This is a genomic window from Pseudomonas sp. TS_SC_3, assembly GCF_056156225.1.
Genome location: NZ_CM149586.1, coordinates 805888 through 823698 on the forward strand (window position 1 = coordinate 805888; position 17811 = coordinate 823698).

A 17811-nucleotide genomic window follows, 5' to 3' on the forward strand; every position below is an offset into this window, starting at 1 on the left:
CCTGCCTGCGCCCTGATCAGCCCTAGCACTGATGAGTAACCTGATGAACTGGACGTGGTTTCACAAGCTCGGCTCGCCCAAATGGTTCTATGAAATCAGCCGCCGCTGGCTGCCTTGGTTAGCCCTGGCGGCCGCTGTGTTGCTGGTGGTTGGTCTGGTTTGGGGGCTGGCTTTTGCGCCGCCGGATTACCAGCAGGGCAATAGCTTTCGCATTATCTATATCCATGTGCCGGCGGCGTTTCTCGCTCAGTCGATTTACGTGATGTTGGCGGTGGCCGGCACAGTCGGGCTGGTATGGAAAATGAAGCTGGCCGATGTTGCCCTGCAGCAGGCAGCCCCTATTGGCGCCTGGATGACCGTAATCGCCCTGGTCACGGGAGCGGTATGGGGCAAACCCACCTGGGGCACTTACTGGGTTTGGGATGCACGGCTGACTTCGATGCTGATTCTGCTGTTTCTGTATTTCGGCGTGATCGCCCTCGGCAATGCCATCACCAACCGTGACAGCGCCGCCAAAGCCTGTGCGGTGCTGGCCATCGTCGGCGTGGTGAACATCCCCATCATCAAATACTCGGTGGAGTGGTGGAACACCCTGCATCAACCCGCCACCTTCAGTGTGGTGTCCAAACCGGCCATGCCATTCGAAATGTGGATGCCGCTGCTGATTATGGTGCTGGGCTTTTACTGCTTTTTTGCTGCCGTGCTGCTGCTGCGCATGCGCTTAGAAGTGCTCAAACGTGAGGCCCGCAGCAGCTGGGCAAAAGCCGAGGTCAAGGCGCTGGTGGAGAAAAGCCAATGAGTTTTGCCAGCTTTAGTGAGTTTCTCGCCATGGGGACCCATGGGCCTTATGTCTGGTCCTGTTATGCCATCAGCTTGGCTGTGCTGGGGCTGAACATGGCGCTGCCAATCCTGGCGCGGCGCCGTTATCTGCAAGACGAGGCGCGTCGTTTGCGCCGGGAGGAGTCGAAGTGAATCCGCTGCGCAAGAAACGCCTGTTTATTGTCCTGGCGATCATCGCTGGTGTCGGCATCGCCGTGGCCTTGGCCCTGAGCGCGTTGCAGCAGAACATCAACCTGTTCTACACCCCTACGCAAATCGCCAACGGCGAAGCCCCGCAGGACACCCGCATCCGCGCCGGTGGCTTGGTCGAGGAGGGCTCGGTCAAGCGCTCCAGCGATACCCTGGACACCGATTTTGTCGTCACTGACGGCGCCAAGAACGTGACCATCCGTTACAGCGGCATCCTGCCTGATCTATTTCGTGAAGGTCAGGGCATCGTCGCCATGGGCAAACTCGACGCCAACGGCGTGTTGATTGCCGATGAAGTGTTGGCCAAACACGACGAGAACTACATGCCTCCTGAAGTGCTGCAGGCCCTTGAGCAAAGCGGCATGCAGCAAAAGCACGACGCCGCCAAAGCGGCTAAACAGACGTCTCAATCGGAGTACGCGCAATGATCCCCGAACTCGGCCATCTGGCCATGATTCTGGCGCTGTGCATGGCGCTGGTGCAGTCGACGCTGCCCATGATCGGCGCATGGCGCGGCGACCGGCAGTGGATGAGCCTGGCGGCACCTGCCGCTTGGGGCCAGTTCGCCTTCCTGCTGTTTTCCTTTATCTGCCTGACCTACGCCTTTATGGTCGACGACTTTACCGTCGCGTATGTGGCTAACAACTCCAATACGGCCTTGCCCTGGTATTACAAGTTCAGTGCCGTGTGGGGCGCGCATGAAGGTTCGTTGTTGCTGTGGGGGCTGATCCTCGCCGGCTGGACCTTTGCCGTGTCGATCTTCTCGCGGCAGCTGCCGGAAGAAATGCTTGCTCGCGTGCTGGGCGTGATGGGCATCATCAGCATCGGCTTCCTGCTGTTTCTGATCATTACCTCCAACCCCTTTGCGCGTCTGTTGTTTGATACCCCAACCAATGGCCGCGACCTTAATCCGCTTTTGCAGGATTTTGGTTTGATCGTCCACCCGCCAATGCTTTACATGGGCTATGTCGGCTTCTCCGTGGCGTTCGCTTTCGCTATCGCCGCTCTGCTTGGCGGCAAGCTGGATGCGGCCTGGGCGCGCTGGTCGCGGCCCTGGACCATCGTTGCCTGGGCGTTTCTCGGCATCGGTATCGCCCTGGGTTCCTGGTGGGCTTACTACGAACTCGGCTGGGGCGGCTGGTGGTTCTGGGACCCGGTTGAAAATGCCTCCTTTATGCCTTGGTTGGTCGGCACCGCGCTAATCCACTCCCTGGCGGTGACGGAAAAACGCGGCGTGTTCAAGAGCTGGACCGTGCTGTTGGCGATTGCAGCCTTCTCTCTGAGTTTGCTGGGGACCTTCCTGGTGCGTTCCGGCGTGCTGACCTCGGTACATGCTTTTGCCAGCGACCCCGAGCGCGGTGTGTTTATCCTGGCCTTCCTGCTATTGGTGGTGGGCAGCTCGTTGGCATTGTTCGCCATTCGCGCGCCCGTGGTGAAAAGCCAGGTCGGCTTTGCCCTGTGGTCGCGGGAAACCCTGCTGCTGGTGAACAACCTGATTCTGGTGGTCAGCGCCGCCATGATCCTGCTCGGTACCCTTTATCCGTTGGTGCTGGACGCCATGACCGGGGCCAAGCTCTCGGTAGGGCCGCCATACTTCAACGCGCTGTTTGTACCCTTGATGGGCCTGCTGATGGCGATGATTGCAGTAGGTGTGCTGGTGCGCTGGAAAGACACGCCGGTTAAGTGGTTGCTGAATATGCTCGCGCCCGTGCTGATCGGCAGCGTAGTGCTGGCTGTGATCGCGACGTTCCTGGTGGGGGATTTTAATTGGGCGGTGCTGGGTGTTTGCCTGTTGTCAGCCTGGGTGGTGCTCGCCGGTGTGCGCGACATCATCGACAAAATCCGTCATAAGGGCTTCTTCCGCGGCTTGCCGAGCTTGACCCGCAGTTACTGGGGCATGCAGGTGGCGCATTTGGGCATGGCGATCTGCGCTATTGGTGTAGTCCTCACCAGCGTAGGCAGCTTTGAGCGCGACATGCGCATGGCGCCCGGCGAGTCGGTGGACATCGGCGGCTACCAGTTTGTCTTTGAGGGGGCTGAGCACTTCGAAGGGCCTAACTTCACCTCGGACAAAGGCACCGTGCGCATTCTTGAGGACGGCAAGCAAATTGCCGTGCTGCATCCGGAAAAACGCCTGTACACCGTGCAGCAATCGGTGATGACCGAAGCCGGAATCGACGCCGGGATCACCCGCGATCTGTTTGTGGCCCTCGGTGAACCGCTGGAAAACGGCGCCTGGGCCGTGCGCGTACACATCAAGCCGTTCGTCCGCTGGATCTGGTTCGGCGCGCTGCTGATGGGCTTGGGTGGCTTTCTGGCTGCCAGTGATAAACGCTACCGCGTCAAAGTACGCACCCGCGTGCGCGATGCCTTGGGTGTGGCCGGGGTGCAGGCATGAAGCGCCTACTGCTGCTGGTGCCGCTGGCGCTGTTTTTGGGCGTGGCGGTGTTTCTCTACCGTGGGTTGTTCCTTGATCCCTCGGAGCTGCCCTCGGCGCTTATCGGTAAGCCGTTCCCGGCCTTCTCTCTGCCTGCTGTGCAGGATGGCAAGCAGCTCAGCGAGGCTGACCTTAAGGGCAAGCCGGCACTGGTCAATGTCTGGGCGACTTGGTGTGTCGCTTGCCGTGTGGAACACCCGGTGCTGAACAAATTGGCCAAGCTGGGCGTGACCATTCATGGGGTCAATTACAAGGATGACAACGCTGCCGCGCAGAAGTGGTTGGTGGAGTTCCATGACCCCTATCAGCTGAACATCAATGACGCGCGCGGCACATTGGGCTTGGACTTGGGTGTGTATGGCGCGCCTGAAACCTTCCTGATCGACAAAGACGGCATCATCCGTCACAAGTTTGTCGGGGTGATTGACGAGCGCGTCTGGCGCGAGCAGCTGGCGCCGCTGTATCAGGAACTGGTCGATGAGGTGCAGCCATGAAACGTCTGCTAAGCGCCGCTGTATTGGGCTTAGCGCTGCTGGGTACTGCTCAGGCCGCGATCGACACCTACGAGTTCGCCACTGAAACCGAGCGCCAGCGTTATCGCAACTTGGTGCAAGAGCTGCGCTGCCCGAAGTGCCAGAACCAAAACATTGCCGATTCCGACGCGCCGATTGCCATGGACCTGCGGGCACAGATCTTCCGCATGCTGGAGGAAGGCCAGAGCAACGAGCAAATCATCGACTTTCTGGTCAGCCGTTACGGCGATTTCGTGCTCTACAAACCGCCAGTCACTGCGCGCACGCTGTTGCTGTGGTACGGCCCGGCTGGTTTGCTGGCCGGTGGTTTCCTCTTGCTTGGGGTCATCCTGCTGCGTCGTCGCGGCAAATCGGGCGACACCGCTCATGGCCTGTCTACGGACGAGCAGCAGCGCTTGGCTGCTTTGCTGAGCCAACAGCCCGCCAATCAACCGCCTGTGGATAAGAACGACTGATGATTGAATTTTGGTTATGCGCCGGCTTGCTGTTGCTGACAGCCCTGGCATTTGTCCTGATACCTGTGGTGCGGGCGCGCAAGCTCCAGGCCGAAGAAGACCGTACCGCACTTAACGTGACCCTTTATCAAGAGCGCCTGCAAGACCTGCAGGCGCAGCATGCGACGGGCGCCCTGAATGCCGAGCAACTGGCCAACGGCCGGGACGAGGCGGCTCGAGAGCTGCTGGCCGATACCGAAGGCGCGCTCAGCGTGCCGGTACAGCGTTCGCTGGGCGGTAAAATTCCGCTGGTTATGGCGTTGTTGATGCCGCTGTTGGGCTATGGCCTCTACCAGCATTGGGGTGCCATTGATGATGTTGAGCGTGCGCGCACCTTTGCGGACCAACCGAAGACCATCGAGGAAATGACTGCACGCCTGGAAGCGGCAGTGAAGAACGATCCTAAGTCTGCTGAAAGCTGGTACTTCTTGGGCCGTACTTATATGGCCCAAGAGCGTGCGGCGGATGCAGCGGAGGCGTTTGAACGTGCCATTGGCATAGCTGGCCGCGAGCCCGAGCTACTCGGGCAGTGGGCGCAGGCGCTGTATTTTTCCGGTAACAAACAGTGGACGCCGCAGTTGCAGGCATTGACCGATGAAGCGTTGAAAGCCGATCCGGCTGAAGTTACCAGCCTGGGCTTACTCGGTATTGCCGCTTATGAAAGTGGGCAGTTCCAGCAAGCGATTGGCCACTGGCAGCAACTGGTGCAGGTATTACCACCTGAAGACCCATCGCGCCAGGCGATTCAGGGCGGTATTGACCGCGCCCGTGAGCAACTTGGCGCCCCGGCAGCTGATGCCACGCCGGCTGCCAGTCAGGGCTTGACCGTGCGCGTCGAACTCGCCGCCGAGCTGCAGGGCAAGGTGCAGGCGGGCGACGCGGTGTTTATTTTCGCCCGCGCCGTCTCTGGCCCGCCAATGCCGCTGGCCGTTAAGCGCTTGAGCGTGGCGGATCTACCGGCTGAGGTCAGCCTGTCAGACAGCGATGCGATGATGCCGCAGCTGAAAATGTCCGGCTTCGAGCAGGTGCAGCTGGTTGCGCGCATCTCGCGCAGTGGCAACGCCACCGCCGGTGAGTGGGTGGGTACCAGCCAGCCGTTGGCCAGTAATACCACCGATTTGCAGCAGTTGGTGATCGACAGCGCCGACAGCAAGGCCCCATGAGTCCATTACTGCGCAGTGCGGTGCTGGTCAGCCTGCTAGGGCTCGGTGCTTGCGTGCAGGCACCGCTCAGCAGCGTTCCGGTGGTGAGCCCGAGTGGCAGCAGCAACCACCCACGCCTTGCGCCCCCGCCTGGCGTAGCCAGTCGATGGGACGCGGGCCTCGGGGTGTATGCCGTGACTGGCACCGCTGACCTTTACTACCGTGAGCGCACCTATTATCGCTGGCGTTCCGGTTGGAGCTGGGCCAGTAACCCGCAGGGGCCTTGGTTGCCGACTGATAGCAGCGGTGTGCCGCCGGGTTTGCATCGCCGCTACGCCCAATAACCAAGGCGATGATCGGCTGCGCGTCGGCCTGGCTGCGTTAAAACAGACTCGGCAAGTGCTTATGGCTAGCGCGCCTCGCCAGAGGATGATTGCGACGCGTAATGCTCACGCAGCACCTTGCAGGCCCCAAACGCGCGAGCTTTGAGAGAGCTTGGTTAGTGTGCAGGGCAGGGCGTCGCCGGGCGGCGCTCGATATCGGGCTCGAAATCTTCGATCAAACGGCAGATGGCTTGGCCGTCAGGGGCGCAGTCGCCCTTGTCAGCCCAGTTATCGAAAGCAGTTTGCATCACCAGCGCCAGGCGCTGACATTCCTTGATGTGATCGTGCAGGACGGCCAGACGTTCGCTGAGCAGGTCGCGCACGTCGGTGCAGGGCGCTTGGCCGTTATCGGCGCTGGCGAGAATCTGCTGGCTGTCTTTCAGGCTAAAGCCCAGGCGCCGGGCACGGGCGATAAAGCGCAGGCGCTGCAGATCCGCTGACGAATACTGCTGGTAACCATTGTCTGGGTTACGTGTGGGCCTGAGCAGGCCGAGATCGGTGTAGTGACGCACTGTTTCGCTGCTCACTGCAGCGGCTTTGGCCAACTGGGCGACACGCATAGCACAACTCCGCACTCTTCAAAGCCGCCCCAGCCTAAAACGCTGGGGCGACTCTTAGGTCAAGCTAGTCAGCAATCTGCAGCTTGCGCGCCTCATGGTAGAAGAAGCGGATCTTCTCGTACTCAAATGGCGAGTTGAGCTGGCCGTAGCGGAAGTTCACCGTAGAGCGCTGGTCGACGACGTCCAACAGGATGATTTCCGGATGGCTGACGCTGGTTTCGGCAACATTCAGCCAGTTGACCTGGCTTTTCACCGCAAAATCCGCCACTAGCCCGCCGGTATCACGCAGGTTCGACGGACCCAGCAACGGCAGAATCAGGTAAGGGCCGGCTGGCGTACCGTAATAGCCGAGTGTCTGACCGAAGTCTTCTTTCTGCTTGGGTAAGCCCACGCGTGTAGCCGGGTCCCACAAGCCGGCAACCCCCACGGTGGTGTTAAGCAGCAGGCGGCCGGTGGTCTGCATCGTGCGCTTGCCTTTGAACTGCAGCGCGCTGTTGAGCAGGTTCGGCACATCCCCTAGGTTACTAAAGAAGTTGCTCACACCGGTCTGCACCAGAGTGGGGGTGATGTAGCGGTAGCCATCGACAATCGGCAGGAATACCCATTCATCAAAGCGGTAGTTGAAGTGATAAACGCGGCGGTTCCATGACTCCAGCGGGTCATAAACCTGCAGAGCGTTGAAAGTCGAGCGTTCGAACTCACGCTGGTCTAACCCAGGGTTGAACTGCAAGTGTTGCATTGGCTGTTTGAAACCATCGTCACCAACGCTGTGCTCGGCGTGCGCCAGGCTGCTACCCATTGCTAAGGTGAAAAATACGGCAAGAGAGATGGGCTTAGCCACGGAAGAACTCCAGCATGGCGTCGCTATTGACGCGGTAGTTGAGGTTGCCGCAATGGCCACCCAGCGGGTAAACAGTTAGGCGATCGCCCAGGGTGCGGCGCAGAAAGCCCAGGTCGCCGGGGCCGAGAATGACGTCGTCGGCGTTGTGCATGACGGCGATCTTGCTGCTGTTTTTCAGGTAATCAGCCACGGCATACAGGCTGACTTGATCAATCAGCTGCGCCACGCTGCCGCCGTCATAGCGGGCGCGCCACACGGGGATCAGCTGTTCGGTCAGGTAGCAGTCAAAGTCGCATTGCAGCGCGCGCTCGAAGAACCGCGTAAGGCTGGTGCCTTGGCTGATGGGATAGTCGACTGGAGTGATTAGGCCGCGGCGGTTGATCAGGTCCGAAGTAAAGGCAATATCGGCTGAGGAAAAGCGAAAGGCCGCGCCTATGAGCATGGCCATTTGCTCGTCGCTGAGTTGCTCGCCGGAGTTCTGAAAATCATAGAGCAGGGCGTCGTTGATATCGACGTAGCCTTTGTTCTGGAAGTAGCGGGTCAGCTTGCCCAGGACCAGTTCGTAAAAAGTGGTGCTGTTATCGATCCCCTTAACCTGAGTTTGCACCATGCGGTCGAGGTTGGTGACCGAGGTGTAGAGGTTGACCGGCGGGTTGAGCAGCAGCACGCGCTTGAAGTTGAAGCTGCGGCGGGTTTCATCCAGCTCACTGACAAAAGCGGCCTGCAGTGCGCCGAGGCTGTAGCCGGTGAGGTGAAACTCGCTGACTTTCAGGCGTGGGTGCTGAGCGCGCACGGCCTGCATGGCGCGGTACAAATCGTCGGCATCGTCGCGGGTAATGCCGGGTGTGGCAAAGCGTGAGGCCGAGCTCATAAAGTCATAGCTGGTCGGCGATGACAGTTGCACCACGTGATAGCCCGCGCCGTAGAACAGCTTCTTCAAGTATTCCGGGGTGCTGCTGGCGTAGTGCGCGCCGGTGCCGGCGATGATAAAGATCAGCGGCGCTTCGCCGGACTGCTTGGCCATGCGGTAACGCATCTTGGTGACTGACCAAAAGTTAGCGGGCAGCTCGAATTCACGCTCCGGGCGCAGCTTGATCTGGTAATCACGCTCATTGATGTCGGCATCGGCCGGTAATTCCGGGCGCAGATCTGGCGGCGTGGTTGCGATGGTCGCTTCGAATGGGTTGGTGATGGGGTAGCCATAGCTGCTGGCATCTATATCAGCAGCATTGGCGGCGGTCATCAGGGCCAAGCAACCGAGAAGGACAAGCAGGCGAGGGGCGTGCGACATGGTTAAATCTCTTAAGAGCGGGGCTGATTCTGCTGTAGCGGCATAATGCCGGCTCAATTTGACCACATAAGCTCGGTCAAGTGCCTTTTAGTTACGCGCGGCAGCCACAAAGCGAAGAAGGTTCTGTTGCAATGGCGCGCTTTAGGGCAGCACAGCCAGTTGTTCGACCCAGATCAGTTCGCACGCACCGTCACCGGTGTCTTCACGGCTGAGCGAGCTGACCCAGCGATAACCGTCATCGCCGTCGATTCGCACCAATTGTCCGCTCAGGCGAATCTGTTGGCCCTCTTTGAGCCCGGCCAGGGTGCTGGCGACCTCCGCGTTAGCCGGTATCAGGTGCATGTTGGCGCTGTGGATCTCAATTTGCCGGCGCTCGATTGGCAGTTGTTCGTCGCGCCAGAAGTACCAGCGGTTGCGCTGGCTGATGCTGATATGGCGCAGCACCTCAGGCTCAGCCATCGGTCCCCAGCCGAGTGCCAGATCAGTCGGTGAGAGCTTGGCGCCGCGGTCGAAGTAATAATCTTCACGGCCCAGGATGCGCGCCTCTAGCTGGAAATTCTCCAGCGCACTGACCGTGTGCTCAGTCACGCGCCAGCTACCGCTGGGCGGCGGCGTTGTGGGCGGCAGGCTGCCGGGCGTGGGCAGCACAATAACCCATAGCATCCAGAGGCCGAGCAAGCTGGCGGTTATGAGTATCAGGCGACGTATGATCATGGCTGGATTCTAGCTGCAGCGGCTGTGGGGACGCGATCTCGGGGGATGTTATCCGTGACGTGGCGGCTTATCCTACGCAGCCTTTTTGTCTGCTTGAGTTGCCTATGTCCCGTTATCTGCCCCTGACTGCTCTGCTGATCGCTGCAGCCTTGTGTCTAACGCTGAGCTTTGTGCTGCGTTATCAGCTGATGGAGGGTGCGCAGTGGGTTGGCTTGTGCGTCGACGCTCCGCAGCAGTTGGCGTGTCAGGTGCGCGCGAGCCTCGGCTGGTTGATTCACTTTCGAGTCCTGGCGTGGGCGGCGCTGGTGTGTGCCGTGCTGGCATTTGTGCTGCCAGGCGCTTGGGGCAAGCGCCTGGCGGTACCTGCATTGCTGCTCGGTCTGCCAGCGCTGGTGTTGTACAGCGCCAGCCTCGCGGTATTTGCCGTGGTGCTGGCGCTGTTGCGCTGGGTGCGTGCGCCGCAAACTGCCTGATCAGGCGGCCTGCGTTTTAACCCGCAGGCTGCGCCACAGCGCGGCCACCAGTAACACGCAGGTCAGCGCCCAGCCCAGAGCCTGCCCGTTGCTCAGAGTTTCCTGGTACAGCTGCGGCGCAATGCAGGCGCCGATCAGCAGGGCGAGCAGGGCGATTTCACGGCGGTAGCCGCCCACTGGGCGACACAGGTAAACCAGCGCAGGCAACAAGAGTGCGGCGCTGGGGAAGCTGCGGTAGCGCGCGTCCACCACCAGCGCGAGCATCATCACCGCCCCAGCAAAACCGCTCAGCGCTAGCCACAGCGCGCCTTTGCTATGCAGCCAGTTGAATAGCCGTGCGCGCCAGCCCGTCTTCTGGCTGAGCAGCAGGGCAGCGTGGGCCAGGATCAGCAGGTTCAGGGCAATCAGCGCGCCAGCCCAAAGCCATTCGCCCACATAGCGGCTGGTGATCAGCGTCAACTCGGCAAACAAACCGATACAGCCGGCCCCAATCGCCGCCAGTAATGGCAGGAGTAGAGCGGCACGCGGCGACTGTGGGCGCCCCGCGAGCAGCAGCGTGGCGGCAAATAGGCCCAGGCTCAACGCCAGCCAAGCCGGCCAATGCGGCAGGTTGGAGACGCTGCCGGCGAGGATCGATTTGTCCTGGCGGTCGGCGTCATACAAACCCCAGTAACCGCCCACTGCGCCCTCGCTGACACGCTTCCACGGCTGGTCAAACGCCTCAATCAGGTTGTAGTGCCAACCATTCTGCTCGGCCAACGCGACAAAGCCGCGGATGAATTTCGCCTGATTGACCAGGCTTGGCACCGCTGTTTCGCGCTGGCGGCCTTCACTCGGCCAGCCGGTTTCGCCGATCAGAATGTCCTTGGGCGCGTAGGCGTTGCCAAACGTGTGGCGCACCTGCGCGACTTCATGCAGCGCGCTTTCAATGCCCGCGGGATTATCTTCCCAGTAGGGCAGCAGGTGGATGGTGATGAAGTCCACTGCAGGCGCGACTTCCGGGTGTTTGAGCCAGAACTCCCAGACGTCGGCGTAGGTTACCGGTTGTTTGATCTGTGCTTTGACCTGCTCAATCAGCGCCACCAGTTGCTGTGGAGTCACTTCCTTGCGCAGTAGCGCCTCGTTACCGACGATCACTGCCTGAATGACGTCTGGGTGCGCGTTGGCGGTCTTCACCAAACCTGCAATTTCAACGGCCGTATCGGCTGGGTTGCGACTGACCCAGGCGCCAACAATCAACTTCAGGCCATGCTTACGCGCCATATTGGGTAGGTCTTCCAGACCGGTTACCGAATAGGTGCGCAGGCATTCAAAACGCTTAGCCAGTATCGCTAGGTCCGCATCCATGCGCTCGGGGCGCAATTGCATCGGCTGATCAAAAGGTGACTGGTCTTTATCGAACGGCGTGTAGGACGCGCACTGCAGTTTATGTGTGGGGGTGGCAGCATCGGCTAATTCAACGGGTTGGCCAATACCAAACCAAAGGCCAAAAAGTGCCAGCAAGCCAAGTAGGCAGGCAAGCAGGTAGGGCGCTGCAGGGAAGCGAGAAGTGACAGGCATGATCGGACGCGTATGGTGGCTGAGCCGCGCATAGTAGCGGATTGACTGAGCGTCCTGCTGGCTGTTTTTACGCCTCAGCCGGCTGTGTTGTACGTGTGTATCAAGCCGTCACGCCTGGTGATGCAGCCAGGCGTGTTTAGGCTGTGAATCGGCAGGCGTTGAGCGCCCTTCAATGCGCTGCCAGAGCTTTTCGTGGAAGTAGAAACCCACCGAGTTGCACAGCGGTTCGATGGCGGCCACCAAGCCACTGGCGGCAATACTGCCGGTCAGCGCGTAAGTGACGCCGAAGGCGATGCAAAAATGCATCAGGGTAAACGTCACAGTCTTGAGCACGCTGCACCTCAAATGAGAATTAACCTTTATTGAGAAGCAATGTAGGGGGCTAACGTATATTGTTAAAGTGTTTTGATGTGATGGTGTTGATAGCTTTTGATAATTAATCGAGGCGTGTAGGTGGCTAATGGCATGGGCCATGCTCTAACGGGGCTCACCGCAGGCTAGCGGGCATGCGCCATTTGGGGGGGGGGTAAAGATGCGCAACACGCATAAAAAAACCGGCCTCATGGGCCGGTTTTTTGTGCAGCATGTTTTACCGAAACAAACACGCTGCATGGGGAATGGTCGGAGAGGCAGGATTCGAACCTGCGACCTTCTCGTCCCGAACGAGACGCGCTACCAAGCTGCGCTACACTCCGAATGGGCCGAAATTTTACTGAAAAAGTTTTGCTGCACAAGGGGGGTTGGTTTTTAATTTTTTCTATTGCCGTGTGCGTGAAATGCCTATGTTAGAGCCCAGGCGTCGCCTCAAATAAAGGAGACGCCGCCTGGATCATTGGCTTACAGCTCTTTGACGGTACGCACTTGATCCTTGTTGACCTTGGCGCGTTTGCCATCGAGTTGCTCAAACTCGTAGAAGCCCGAATCCTCATCAAAGTCCGGCTCGTCGATGGTCTGGATTTCACGGCCATCATTGAGGGTAATTACAGTTGGGGACGCGCAACCAGTCAGCGCGACCAGGCCCAAGGTAAGCAGCAATGCTGGAATAATCCGCTGAGACATGGGTTTCTCCTTGATTGGATAGGGGTTTTTACCTTGCTTGTGACGAAACTTTGCCGGTCAAGTTCCCTTGTCGGTGTTTATCCGCGTGCCGTCAGCAAGTCGAGGGTATTGATGTTGGCCAGGCGAGGGTCACCGAGTGGGCACTCCACTGTCAATGGATTAAGGCTGCGCAACCAACGTTGTGGGCTGCGCTCGCCGGCTTGCCAGGCCTGTTCCAGGTCGGCAAGCAGTGCGCGGGGAATGACGCTGAACAGCGGTTCGAGAAACTCGTCCTGACGCACCACCACTGCGCGCTCAGCGGCCATGCTGAGTAGCGCCTCAACTAGCGATTTGTCGAGTTGGGGCGCGTCGCACGGCAAGATCAACACATTCGCCTGGCGAGCGGCGCGCAGGCCCGCGCGAATACCTGCCAGCGGGCCCTGGAAATCGCTGTCATCATCTTGCACCAGGCGGTCAGCAAAGGGGGCGTAGCATTCACGGTTGCGGTTGCAGGAGATGATCAAGTCGTCCGTCAGCGGCCGAACCAAATTATGCAGCCAGGCAATCAGTGGTTTGCCGTGCCACTCGAGCAGGCCTTTATCCGCACCGCCCATGCGCTGTCCGCGTCCGCCGGCAAGCAGCAACACTGAACATGTGGGTGATGTATTTACGCCAGGCATAAACGGTCTCCGAAAACAGCCCTGTGATATAACGGCCGCCATTATTGACCATAACTGGAAGCCTGCCATGAGCCATAAGGCCGACGCACCTTTTGTGCCCCTGAACATTGCTGTTTTGACCGTCAGTGACACCCGCAGCCTGGAAACCGATACCTCCGGCCAGCTGCTGATCGATCGCCTGCAAGCCGCTGGCCATCAACTTGCCGCGCGAGTTTTGCTCAAGGACGATCTGTATAAAATTCGCGCCCAAGTTGCCACTTGGATTGCCGAAGACCAGGTGCAGGTGGTGCTGATCACCGGCGGTACCGGCTTCACCGGCCGCGACAGCACTCCGGAAGCCGTGGCCTGTTTGCTGGACAAACAGGTCGATGGTTTCGGCGAGTTATTCCGGCAGATTTCCGTGCCTGATATTGGCACCTCGACCACCCAATCCCGCGCCTTGGCCGGCCTGGCCAACGGCACCCTGGTGTGCTGCCTGCCGGGTTCGACCAACGCTTGTCGCACTGCCTGGGATGGCATCCTTGGCGAGCAGTTGGATAACCGTCATCGCCCGTGCAATTTCGTCCCGCATCTCAAATCGGTGGTCGCCTGCGAGAGCCGTGGATGAGCGGCTGTGACCAGCCAGGGCTGATGCCCGTTGAGGCGGCGCTGGCGCAGTTGCTGGCGCAGGCCGAAGCCAGCGCGATTGTTGAATGTGAGCGGGTCACGCTGAGCGACGCCGCAGGCCGAGTATTGGCCGAGCCGTTGCTGGCTGAGCTGGATCTGCCGCCGTGGGACAACAGCGCCATGGATGGCTATGCCCTGCGCCATGCCGATTGGGCGGGCGAGCCTCTGGTCGTCAGCCAACGTATCCAGGCCGGCAGCGCGCCGGCACCTTTGCAGCCCGGCACCTGTGCGCGGATCTTTACCGGCGCGCCGCTGCCAGACGGCGCCGATAGTGTGGAAATGCAGGAAAACGCCGTGCTCGGCAAGGATGGCCGCGTTGCCTTTAGCCAGCCACCGAAGCGCGGGCAGAACGTGCGCGCCCAGGGCCAGGAAAACCGTGTTGGTGATTCGGTATTGCCGGCCGGTACTCGTTTAGGCCCGATCGAACTGGGCCTGGCTGCGTCCCTGGGGTGCGCCGAATTGACGGTGCGCCGGCGCCCGCGCGTGGCCGTTTTATCGACTGGCGATGAGCTGGTCGAGCCGGGTCAGCCGCTCGGCCCCGGGCAGATCTACAACAGCAACCGCCGTTTACTGATCGCCTGGTTGCAGCGTCTGGGCTGCGAGGTGGTGGATGGCGGCATTCTGCTCGATGACCTGGAGTTGACCCGCGCGGCGTTGGGCGCGCTGAGCGATGTTGACCTGATTCTGTCCACCGGCGGTGTATCAGTGGGCGAGGCGGACTTCCTGGGTATGGCCCTGCGCGAAGAGGGCGAGCTGGCGCTGTGGAAGCTGGCGATCAAGCCGGGCAAGCCACTGACCTGCGGGCAGTTCCGTGGCGTGCCGGTGATCGGCCTGCCGGGTAATCCGGCCTCGACCCTGGTCACCTTTGGCCTGCTCGCGCGGCCATATCTGTTGCGCCGTTTGGGTGTGCAGCGGGTCGAGCCGTTGGGCTTTCCGATGCCGGCTGGATTTACCTGGAGCAAGCCAGGTAATCGCCGCGAATACCTGCGTGCACGCCTGGAAAACGGCCGCGTGGTGCCTTACCCGAACCAGAGCTCCGGTGTTCTGCGCAGCGCCGCCTGGGCTGAGGGGTTTGCCGAGGTGCTGGAGAACACCACCTTGAGCGAGGGCGATAGTCTGAGGTTTATCCCGCTAAGCGAAATTCTCGGATAGGGCAGTGCGCTTGATGTGTCCCTGCACGGTGGATGGCGCTTTACCCATCCACCAACGGTGTCAGCTATTGCGTCGGCTTTCGCGAAATTCGCCCGGTGTTTGCCCGGTCCAGGTTTTGAAGCTGCGGTGAAAGGAGCGCGATTCGGTAAAGCCCAGGTAGCTGGCGATATCCTGAATCGCCAGGTCGCTGCGCAGCAGGTAGTGCTCGGCCAGTTCTTGACGCAACTCATCGAGAATCTGCTGGTAGCTGGTGCCAGCCAGCTGCAGGTGACGCTGCAGGGTGCGCACCGTCACGTTGAATTTCTCTGCTACGCGTTCTTTGCGCGGCAGGCCATCTTTGAGCAGCAGGCGCAGGGCGTTTTTCACCCGTTGCGGCAGTGGCTCGTTGTCGTCCAGCCCAGCCATCAGCGTGAGGGCGTGTTCTTCCAGGGTGCGCAGCAGGTTAGCGTCGGCCTGGCGCAGCGGCACGCTGAGGTACTCCAGCGGCACGATCAGCGCATTACAGCTTTGCTGAAAACGAATTGGGCAGCCAAAAATCGCTTCGTACTCAGCCACATCCACGCCCTGCGGTAGGGCATGCTCGAACCAGGCTTCTGTGGGTGAGCGGTCCATGTCGGCGATCCAGCGCGCATAGAGCAGCCAGGAGGCCAAGACGTTTTCCACCATGTGCCGGCGAATCGGCTCGGCCTGATGGCGGCAGGTCCAGATCATTTTGACGTGATCACTGGCCGCCTCGACCCGGCTGACCCCCATATCACCCACCAGTTTTTCATAGGGCATGATGCGGCTCATGGCTTCGCCGAGGGTGGCGCAGTTCATGGTGATATAGCCCAGCACGCTCCAGGAGCCCGGCTGCACAAACCGCGCACAGTGCAGGCCAAACAGCGGGTCATCGGATGCCTGCAGCAGATGGCCGAGCAGGCGCTCGTGGGTTTCACTGGGGATGCGTTTGCTGTTGTCGGTCAGTTCAGCGGCGTTAATGCCGGCTGCCGCCAAGGCCTGATCGGTATCCAGACCCAGTTGTTCGGCATGGCGCAGGTATTTGAGCAGGGAGGGCACAGAGGTGTAGCCGAGGTTTTCCATGGGCCTGTTCTTGTTCTGAGTGCATATTCTGAATGGCTTGATTGGCGATATCGGCTGGCTCGATACGACAGTGACGCCCACGTGTGGCCCGCTAGTATAGGCAGCCATTGCAGGTGACTGAAATATCCGGGAGACACAGATGCGACGTTGGAACGGCTGGGGTGATGACGCAACGGTGGTGGAGCTGCCCGCCCATGGTGAGGCTTTTCTGGCCGAGCTGATTGGCGCAGGTCAGACGCTGGCTGATGCCAGCCTGGAGCAGGTGCTGGCGACGGTGCCTGCCTCGCGTCTGCAGGCTCATCCACTGATCTGCCTGAATGCCGAAGACCGCGTGCGTCACGCCCGTGGCCAAAGCCTGCCGGACTGGTTGGCGATGCGCTCCGGCGATTTCGGTGTGTTCCCCGATGGCGTGGCCTACCCGGAAAGCGCCGCGCAGATCCGCGAATTACTGGCCTGGGCCAGTCAGCAGGATCTGATCGTGATTCCTTACGGCGGTGGCACTTCGGTGGCCGGGCATATCAACCCGCAGGCCAGCAGCAAGCCGGTGCTGACGTTATCGCTTGAGCGCATGGGCAAGCTGATCGAGATCGATCACGACAGCCTGATCGCTACCTTCGGCCCCGGTGCCGCTGGCCCGCAGGTGGAAAGCCAGTTGCGCGCGCAGGGCTATACCCTCGGCCATTTTCCGCAGTCGTGGGAGCTGTCGACTTTGGGCGGTTGGGTGGCCAGCCGTTCCAGTGGCCAGCAGTCGCTGCGCTACGGGCGCATCGAGCAGTTGTTTGCTGGCGGTAAGGTCGAGACCTTTGCCGGCACTCTGGAAATTCCGACCTTCCCGGCGTCTGCCGCGGGGCCTGATCTGCGCGAAATCCTCATGGGTTCGGAAGGGCGCTTCGGCATCATTTCCGAGGTCAAAGTGCGCATCACCCGCCTGGCCGAGCAGGAGAATTTCTACGCGGTGTTTCTGCCCAGCTGGCAGCAGGCGCTGAACGCCATTCGCAGCTTGGCTCAGGCGCGCGTGCCGCTGTCGATGTTGCGCCTGTCCAACGCCATTGAAACCAAAACTCAGCTGGCCTTGGCCGGCCATCCGCAGCAGATCGCCTGGCTGGAAAAATACCTGGACCTGCGCGGCGCGCGCGATGGCAAGTGCATGCTGACCTTCGGCGTGACCGGCAGCCGCACACAAAATGCCGCCTCGCTGAAGCAGGCGAAGAAGTTGCTCAAGCGCTTTTACGGCGTGTTTACCGGCACCTTGCTGGGCAAAAAATGGGCAGAAAACCGCTTCCGCTTCCCCTACCTGCGCCATGGCCTGTGGGCTGCCGGTTATGTGGTGGACACCCTGGAAACCGCCACCGACTGGAGCAATGTCGACAACCTGCTGAACAAGGTTGAGGCCAGCTTGCGCAACGGCTTGAGCGAAGAGGGCGAACAGGTGCATGTGTTTACCCACCTGTCCCACGTCTACAACGAAGGCTCGAGCATCTACACCACCTACGTGTTCCGCCCCGGCAGCAACTATGCCGAGGCCATGGCGCGCTGGCAGAAGCTCAAACATGCCGCCAGCCTGACCATCGCCGAAAACCGCGGCACCATCAGCCACCAACACGGCGTCGGCCGCGATCACGCGCCCTATCTGCCTATTGAGAAAGGCGAATTGGGCATGGCCACGCTCAAGGCATTGGCTGGGCATTTCGACCCTGAGCAGCGCCTAGCTCCTGGCGTATTGATTCAGGATTGA

At 60.4% G+C, this 17811-nt stretch carries 21 protein-coding genes and 1 tRNA gene; 12 read left to right on the top strand and 10 right to left on the bottom strand.

The genetic code is table 11. The annotated features are described in order from the left end of the window. The first annotated feature begins 40 nt into the window (after positions 1-40). The 8 genes from AC0J6G_RS03895 to AC0J6G_RS03930 are packed head-to-tail and all read left to right on the top strand — an operon-like array spanning position 41 to position 5979. Positions 41-799, top strand: coding sequence for a heme ABC transporter permease (locus AC0J6G_RS03895; protein WP_475253582.1), 759 nt, complete (start codon positions 41-43; stop codon positions 797-799). After that, a complete protein-coding gene (ccmD, locus tag AC0J6G_RS03900) occupies positions 796-972 on the top strand; it encodes a heme exporter protein CcmD (RefSeq protein ID WP_475251473.1) in 177 nt (58 codons plus the stop codon). The genes AC0J6G_RS03895 and ccmD overlap by 4 nt, the downstream gene beginning before the upstream one ends. After that, positions 969-1457, top strand: coding sequence for a cytochrome c maturation protein CcmE (ccmE, locus tag AC0J6G_RS03905; protein ID WP_475251475.1), 489 nt, complete (start codon positions 969-971; stop codon positions 1455-1457). Before ccmD ends, ccmE begins: the two co-directional genes overlap by 4 nt. Continuing rightward, positions 1454-3427 (top strand): heme lyase CcmF/NrfE family subunit, encoded by a 1974-nt coding sequence (locus tag AC0J6G_RS03910; RefSeq protein ID WP_475251477.1) that lies wholly within the window; start codon positions 1454-1456, stop codon positions 3425-3427. Before ccmE ends, AC0J6G_RS03910 begins: the two co-directional genes overlap by 4 nt. Continuing rightward, positions 3424-3960, top strand: coding sequence for a DsbE family thiol:disulfide interchange protein (locus AC0J6G_RS03915; protein ID WP_475251479.1), 537 nt, complete (start codon positions 3424-3426; stop codon positions 3958-3960). Before AC0J6G_RS03910 ends, AC0J6G_RS03915 begins: the two co-directional genes overlap by 4 nt. Then, complete coding sequence (locus AC0J6G_RS03920; protein ID WP_475251481.1) at positions 3957-4454, top strand: cytochrome c-type biogenesis protein; 498 nt, start codon at positions 3957-3959, stop codon at positions 4452-4454. Before AC0J6G_RS03915 ends, AC0J6G_RS03920 begins: the two co-directional genes overlap by 4 nt. Next, on the top strand, positions 4454-5656 hold the full coding sequence (gene ccmI / locus AC0J6G_RS03925) for a c-type cytochrome biogenesis protein CcmI (RefSeq protein ID WP_475251483.1): 1203 nt from the start codon (positions 4454-4456) through the stop codon (positions 5654-5656). Before AC0J6G_RS03920 ends, ccmI begins: the two co-directional genes overlap by 1 nt. Next, positions 5653-5979 carry a hypothetical protein gene (locus tag AC0J6G_RS03930; RefSeq protein ID WP_475251485.1) on the top strand — a complete coding sequence of 109 codons (327 nt, stop codon included), beginning with the start codon at positions 5653-5655 and terminating at the stop codon, positions 5977-5979. The genes ccmI and AC0J6G_RS03930 overlap by 4 nt, the downstream gene beginning before the upstream one ends. Before the next feature lie 155 nt (positions 5980-6134). Here AC0J6G_RS03930 and AC0J6G_RS03935 read toward each other — a convergent pair whose 3' ends face one another. The 4 genes from AC0J6G_RS03935 to AC0J6G_RS03950 all read right to left on the bottom strand — a co-directional run bounded on the left by AC0J6G_RS03935 (position 6135) and on the right by AC0J6G_RS03950 (position 9424). Continuing rightward, the gene (locus tag AC0J6G_RS03935) at positions 6135-6578 is read right to left on the bottom strand and encodes a MerR family transcriptional regulator (protein ID WP_475251487.1); all 444 of its coding nucleotides are present in this window, start codon (positions 6576-6578) and stop codon (positions 6135-6137) included. Positions 6579-6642: 64 nt separating this feature from the next. Then, positions 6643-7377: an MlaA family lipoprotein gene (locus tag AC0J6G_RS03940; RefSeq protein ID WP_475253584.1), complete on the bottom strand. Its 735-nt coding sequence runs from the start codon at positions 7375-7377 to the stop codon at positions 6643-6645. A gap of 34 nt (positions 7378-7411) precedes the next feature. After that, the gene (locus AC0J6G_RS03945) at positions 7412-8710 is read right to left on the bottom strand and encodes a serine/threonine protein kinase (RefSeq protein ID WP_475251489.1); all 1299 of its coding nucleotides are present in this window, start codon (positions 8708-8710) and stop codon (positions 7412-7414) included. A gap of 141 nt (positions 8711-8851) precedes the next feature. Beyond that, on the bottom strand, positions 8852-9424 hold the full coding sequence (locus AC0J6G_RS03950; protein WP_475251491.1) for a hypothetical protein: 573 nt from the start codon (positions 9422-9424) through the stop codon (positions 8852-8854). A 104-nt stretch (positions 9425-9528) separates the two neighbouring features. Between AC0J6G_RS03950 and AC0J6G_RS03955 the strand changes: the two genes are divergently transcribed. Next, entirely contained in the window at positions 9529-9897 is a 369-nt protein-coding gene (locus tag AC0J6G_RS03955) for a hypothetical protein (RefSeq protein WP_475251493.1), read from the top strand. On the opposite strand, the gene AC0J6G_RS03960 is transcribed toward AC0J6G_RS03955, so the two are convergent. From AC0J6G_RS03960 to mobA, 5 genes are all read right to left on the bottom strand, one after another. After that, on the bottom strand, positions 9898-11457 hold the full coding sequence (locus AC0J6G_RS03960) for a glycoside hydrolase family 17 protein (protein WP_475251495.1): 1560 nt from the start codon (positions 11455-11457) through the stop codon (positions 9898-9900). Between the two features lie 108 nt (positions 11458-11565). Continuing rightward, entirely contained in the window at positions 11566-11790 is a 225-nt protein-coding gene (locus tag AC0J6G_RS03965) for a DUF2061 domain-containing protein (protein ID WP_475251497.1), read from the bottom strand. A gap of 285 nt (positions 11791-12075) precedes the next feature. Continuing rightward, positions 12076-12152, bottom strand: a tRNA-Pro gene (locus AC0J6G_RS03970). A 142-nt stretch (positions 12153-12294) separates the two neighbouring features. After that, complete coding sequence (locus AC0J6G_RS03975; RefSeq protein WP_475251499.1) at positions 12295-12516, bottom strand: YgdI/YgdR family lipoprotein; 222 nt, start codon at positions 12514-12516, stop codon at positions 12295-12297. A 77-nt stretch (positions 12517-12593) separates the two neighbouring features. Next, a complete protein-coding gene (gene mobA, locus AC0J6G_RS03980; protein WP_475251501.1) occupies positions 12594-13175 on the bottom strand; it encodes a molybdenum cofactor guanylyltransferase MobA in 582 nt (193 codons plus the stop codon). A gap of 67 nt (positions 13176-13242) precedes the next feature. Between mobA and moaB the strand changes: the two genes are divergently transcribed. Together moaB and AC0J6G_RS03990 are read left to right on the top strand one after the other, a co-directional pair. Continuing rightward, positions 13243-13782, top strand: a complete 540-nt coding sequence (moaB, locus tag AC0J6G_RS03985) for a molybdenum cofactor biosynthesis protein B (protein ID WP_475251503.1) — start codon at positions 13243-13245, stop codon at positions 13780-13782. Then, entirely contained in the window at positions 13779-14993 is a 1215-nt protein-coding gene (locus AC0J6G_RS03990; RefSeq protein ID WP_475251505.1) for a molybdopterin molybdotransferase MoeA, read from the top strand. Before moaB ends, AC0J6G_RS03990 begins: the two co-directional genes overlap by 4 nt. Before the next feature lie 60 nt (positions 14994-15053). Here AC0J6G_RS03990 and gliR read toward each other — a convergent pair whose 3' ends face one another. Further along, positions 15054-16076, bottom strand: a complete 1023-nt coding sequence (gliR, locus tag AC0J6G_RS03995) for an AraC family transcriptional regulator GliR (RefSeq protein WP_475251507.1) — start codon at positions 16074-16076, stop codon at positions 15054-15056. Between the two features lie 139 nt (positions 16077-16215). Between gliR and AC0J6G_RS04000 the strand changes: the two genes are divergently transcribed. Beyond that, positions 16216-17811 carry an FAD-binding oxidoreductase gene (locus tag AC0J6G_RS04000; protein ID WP_475251509.1) on the top strand — a complete coding sequence of 532 codons (1596 nt, stop codon included), beginning with the start codon at positions 16216-16218 and terminating at the stop codon, positions 17809-17811.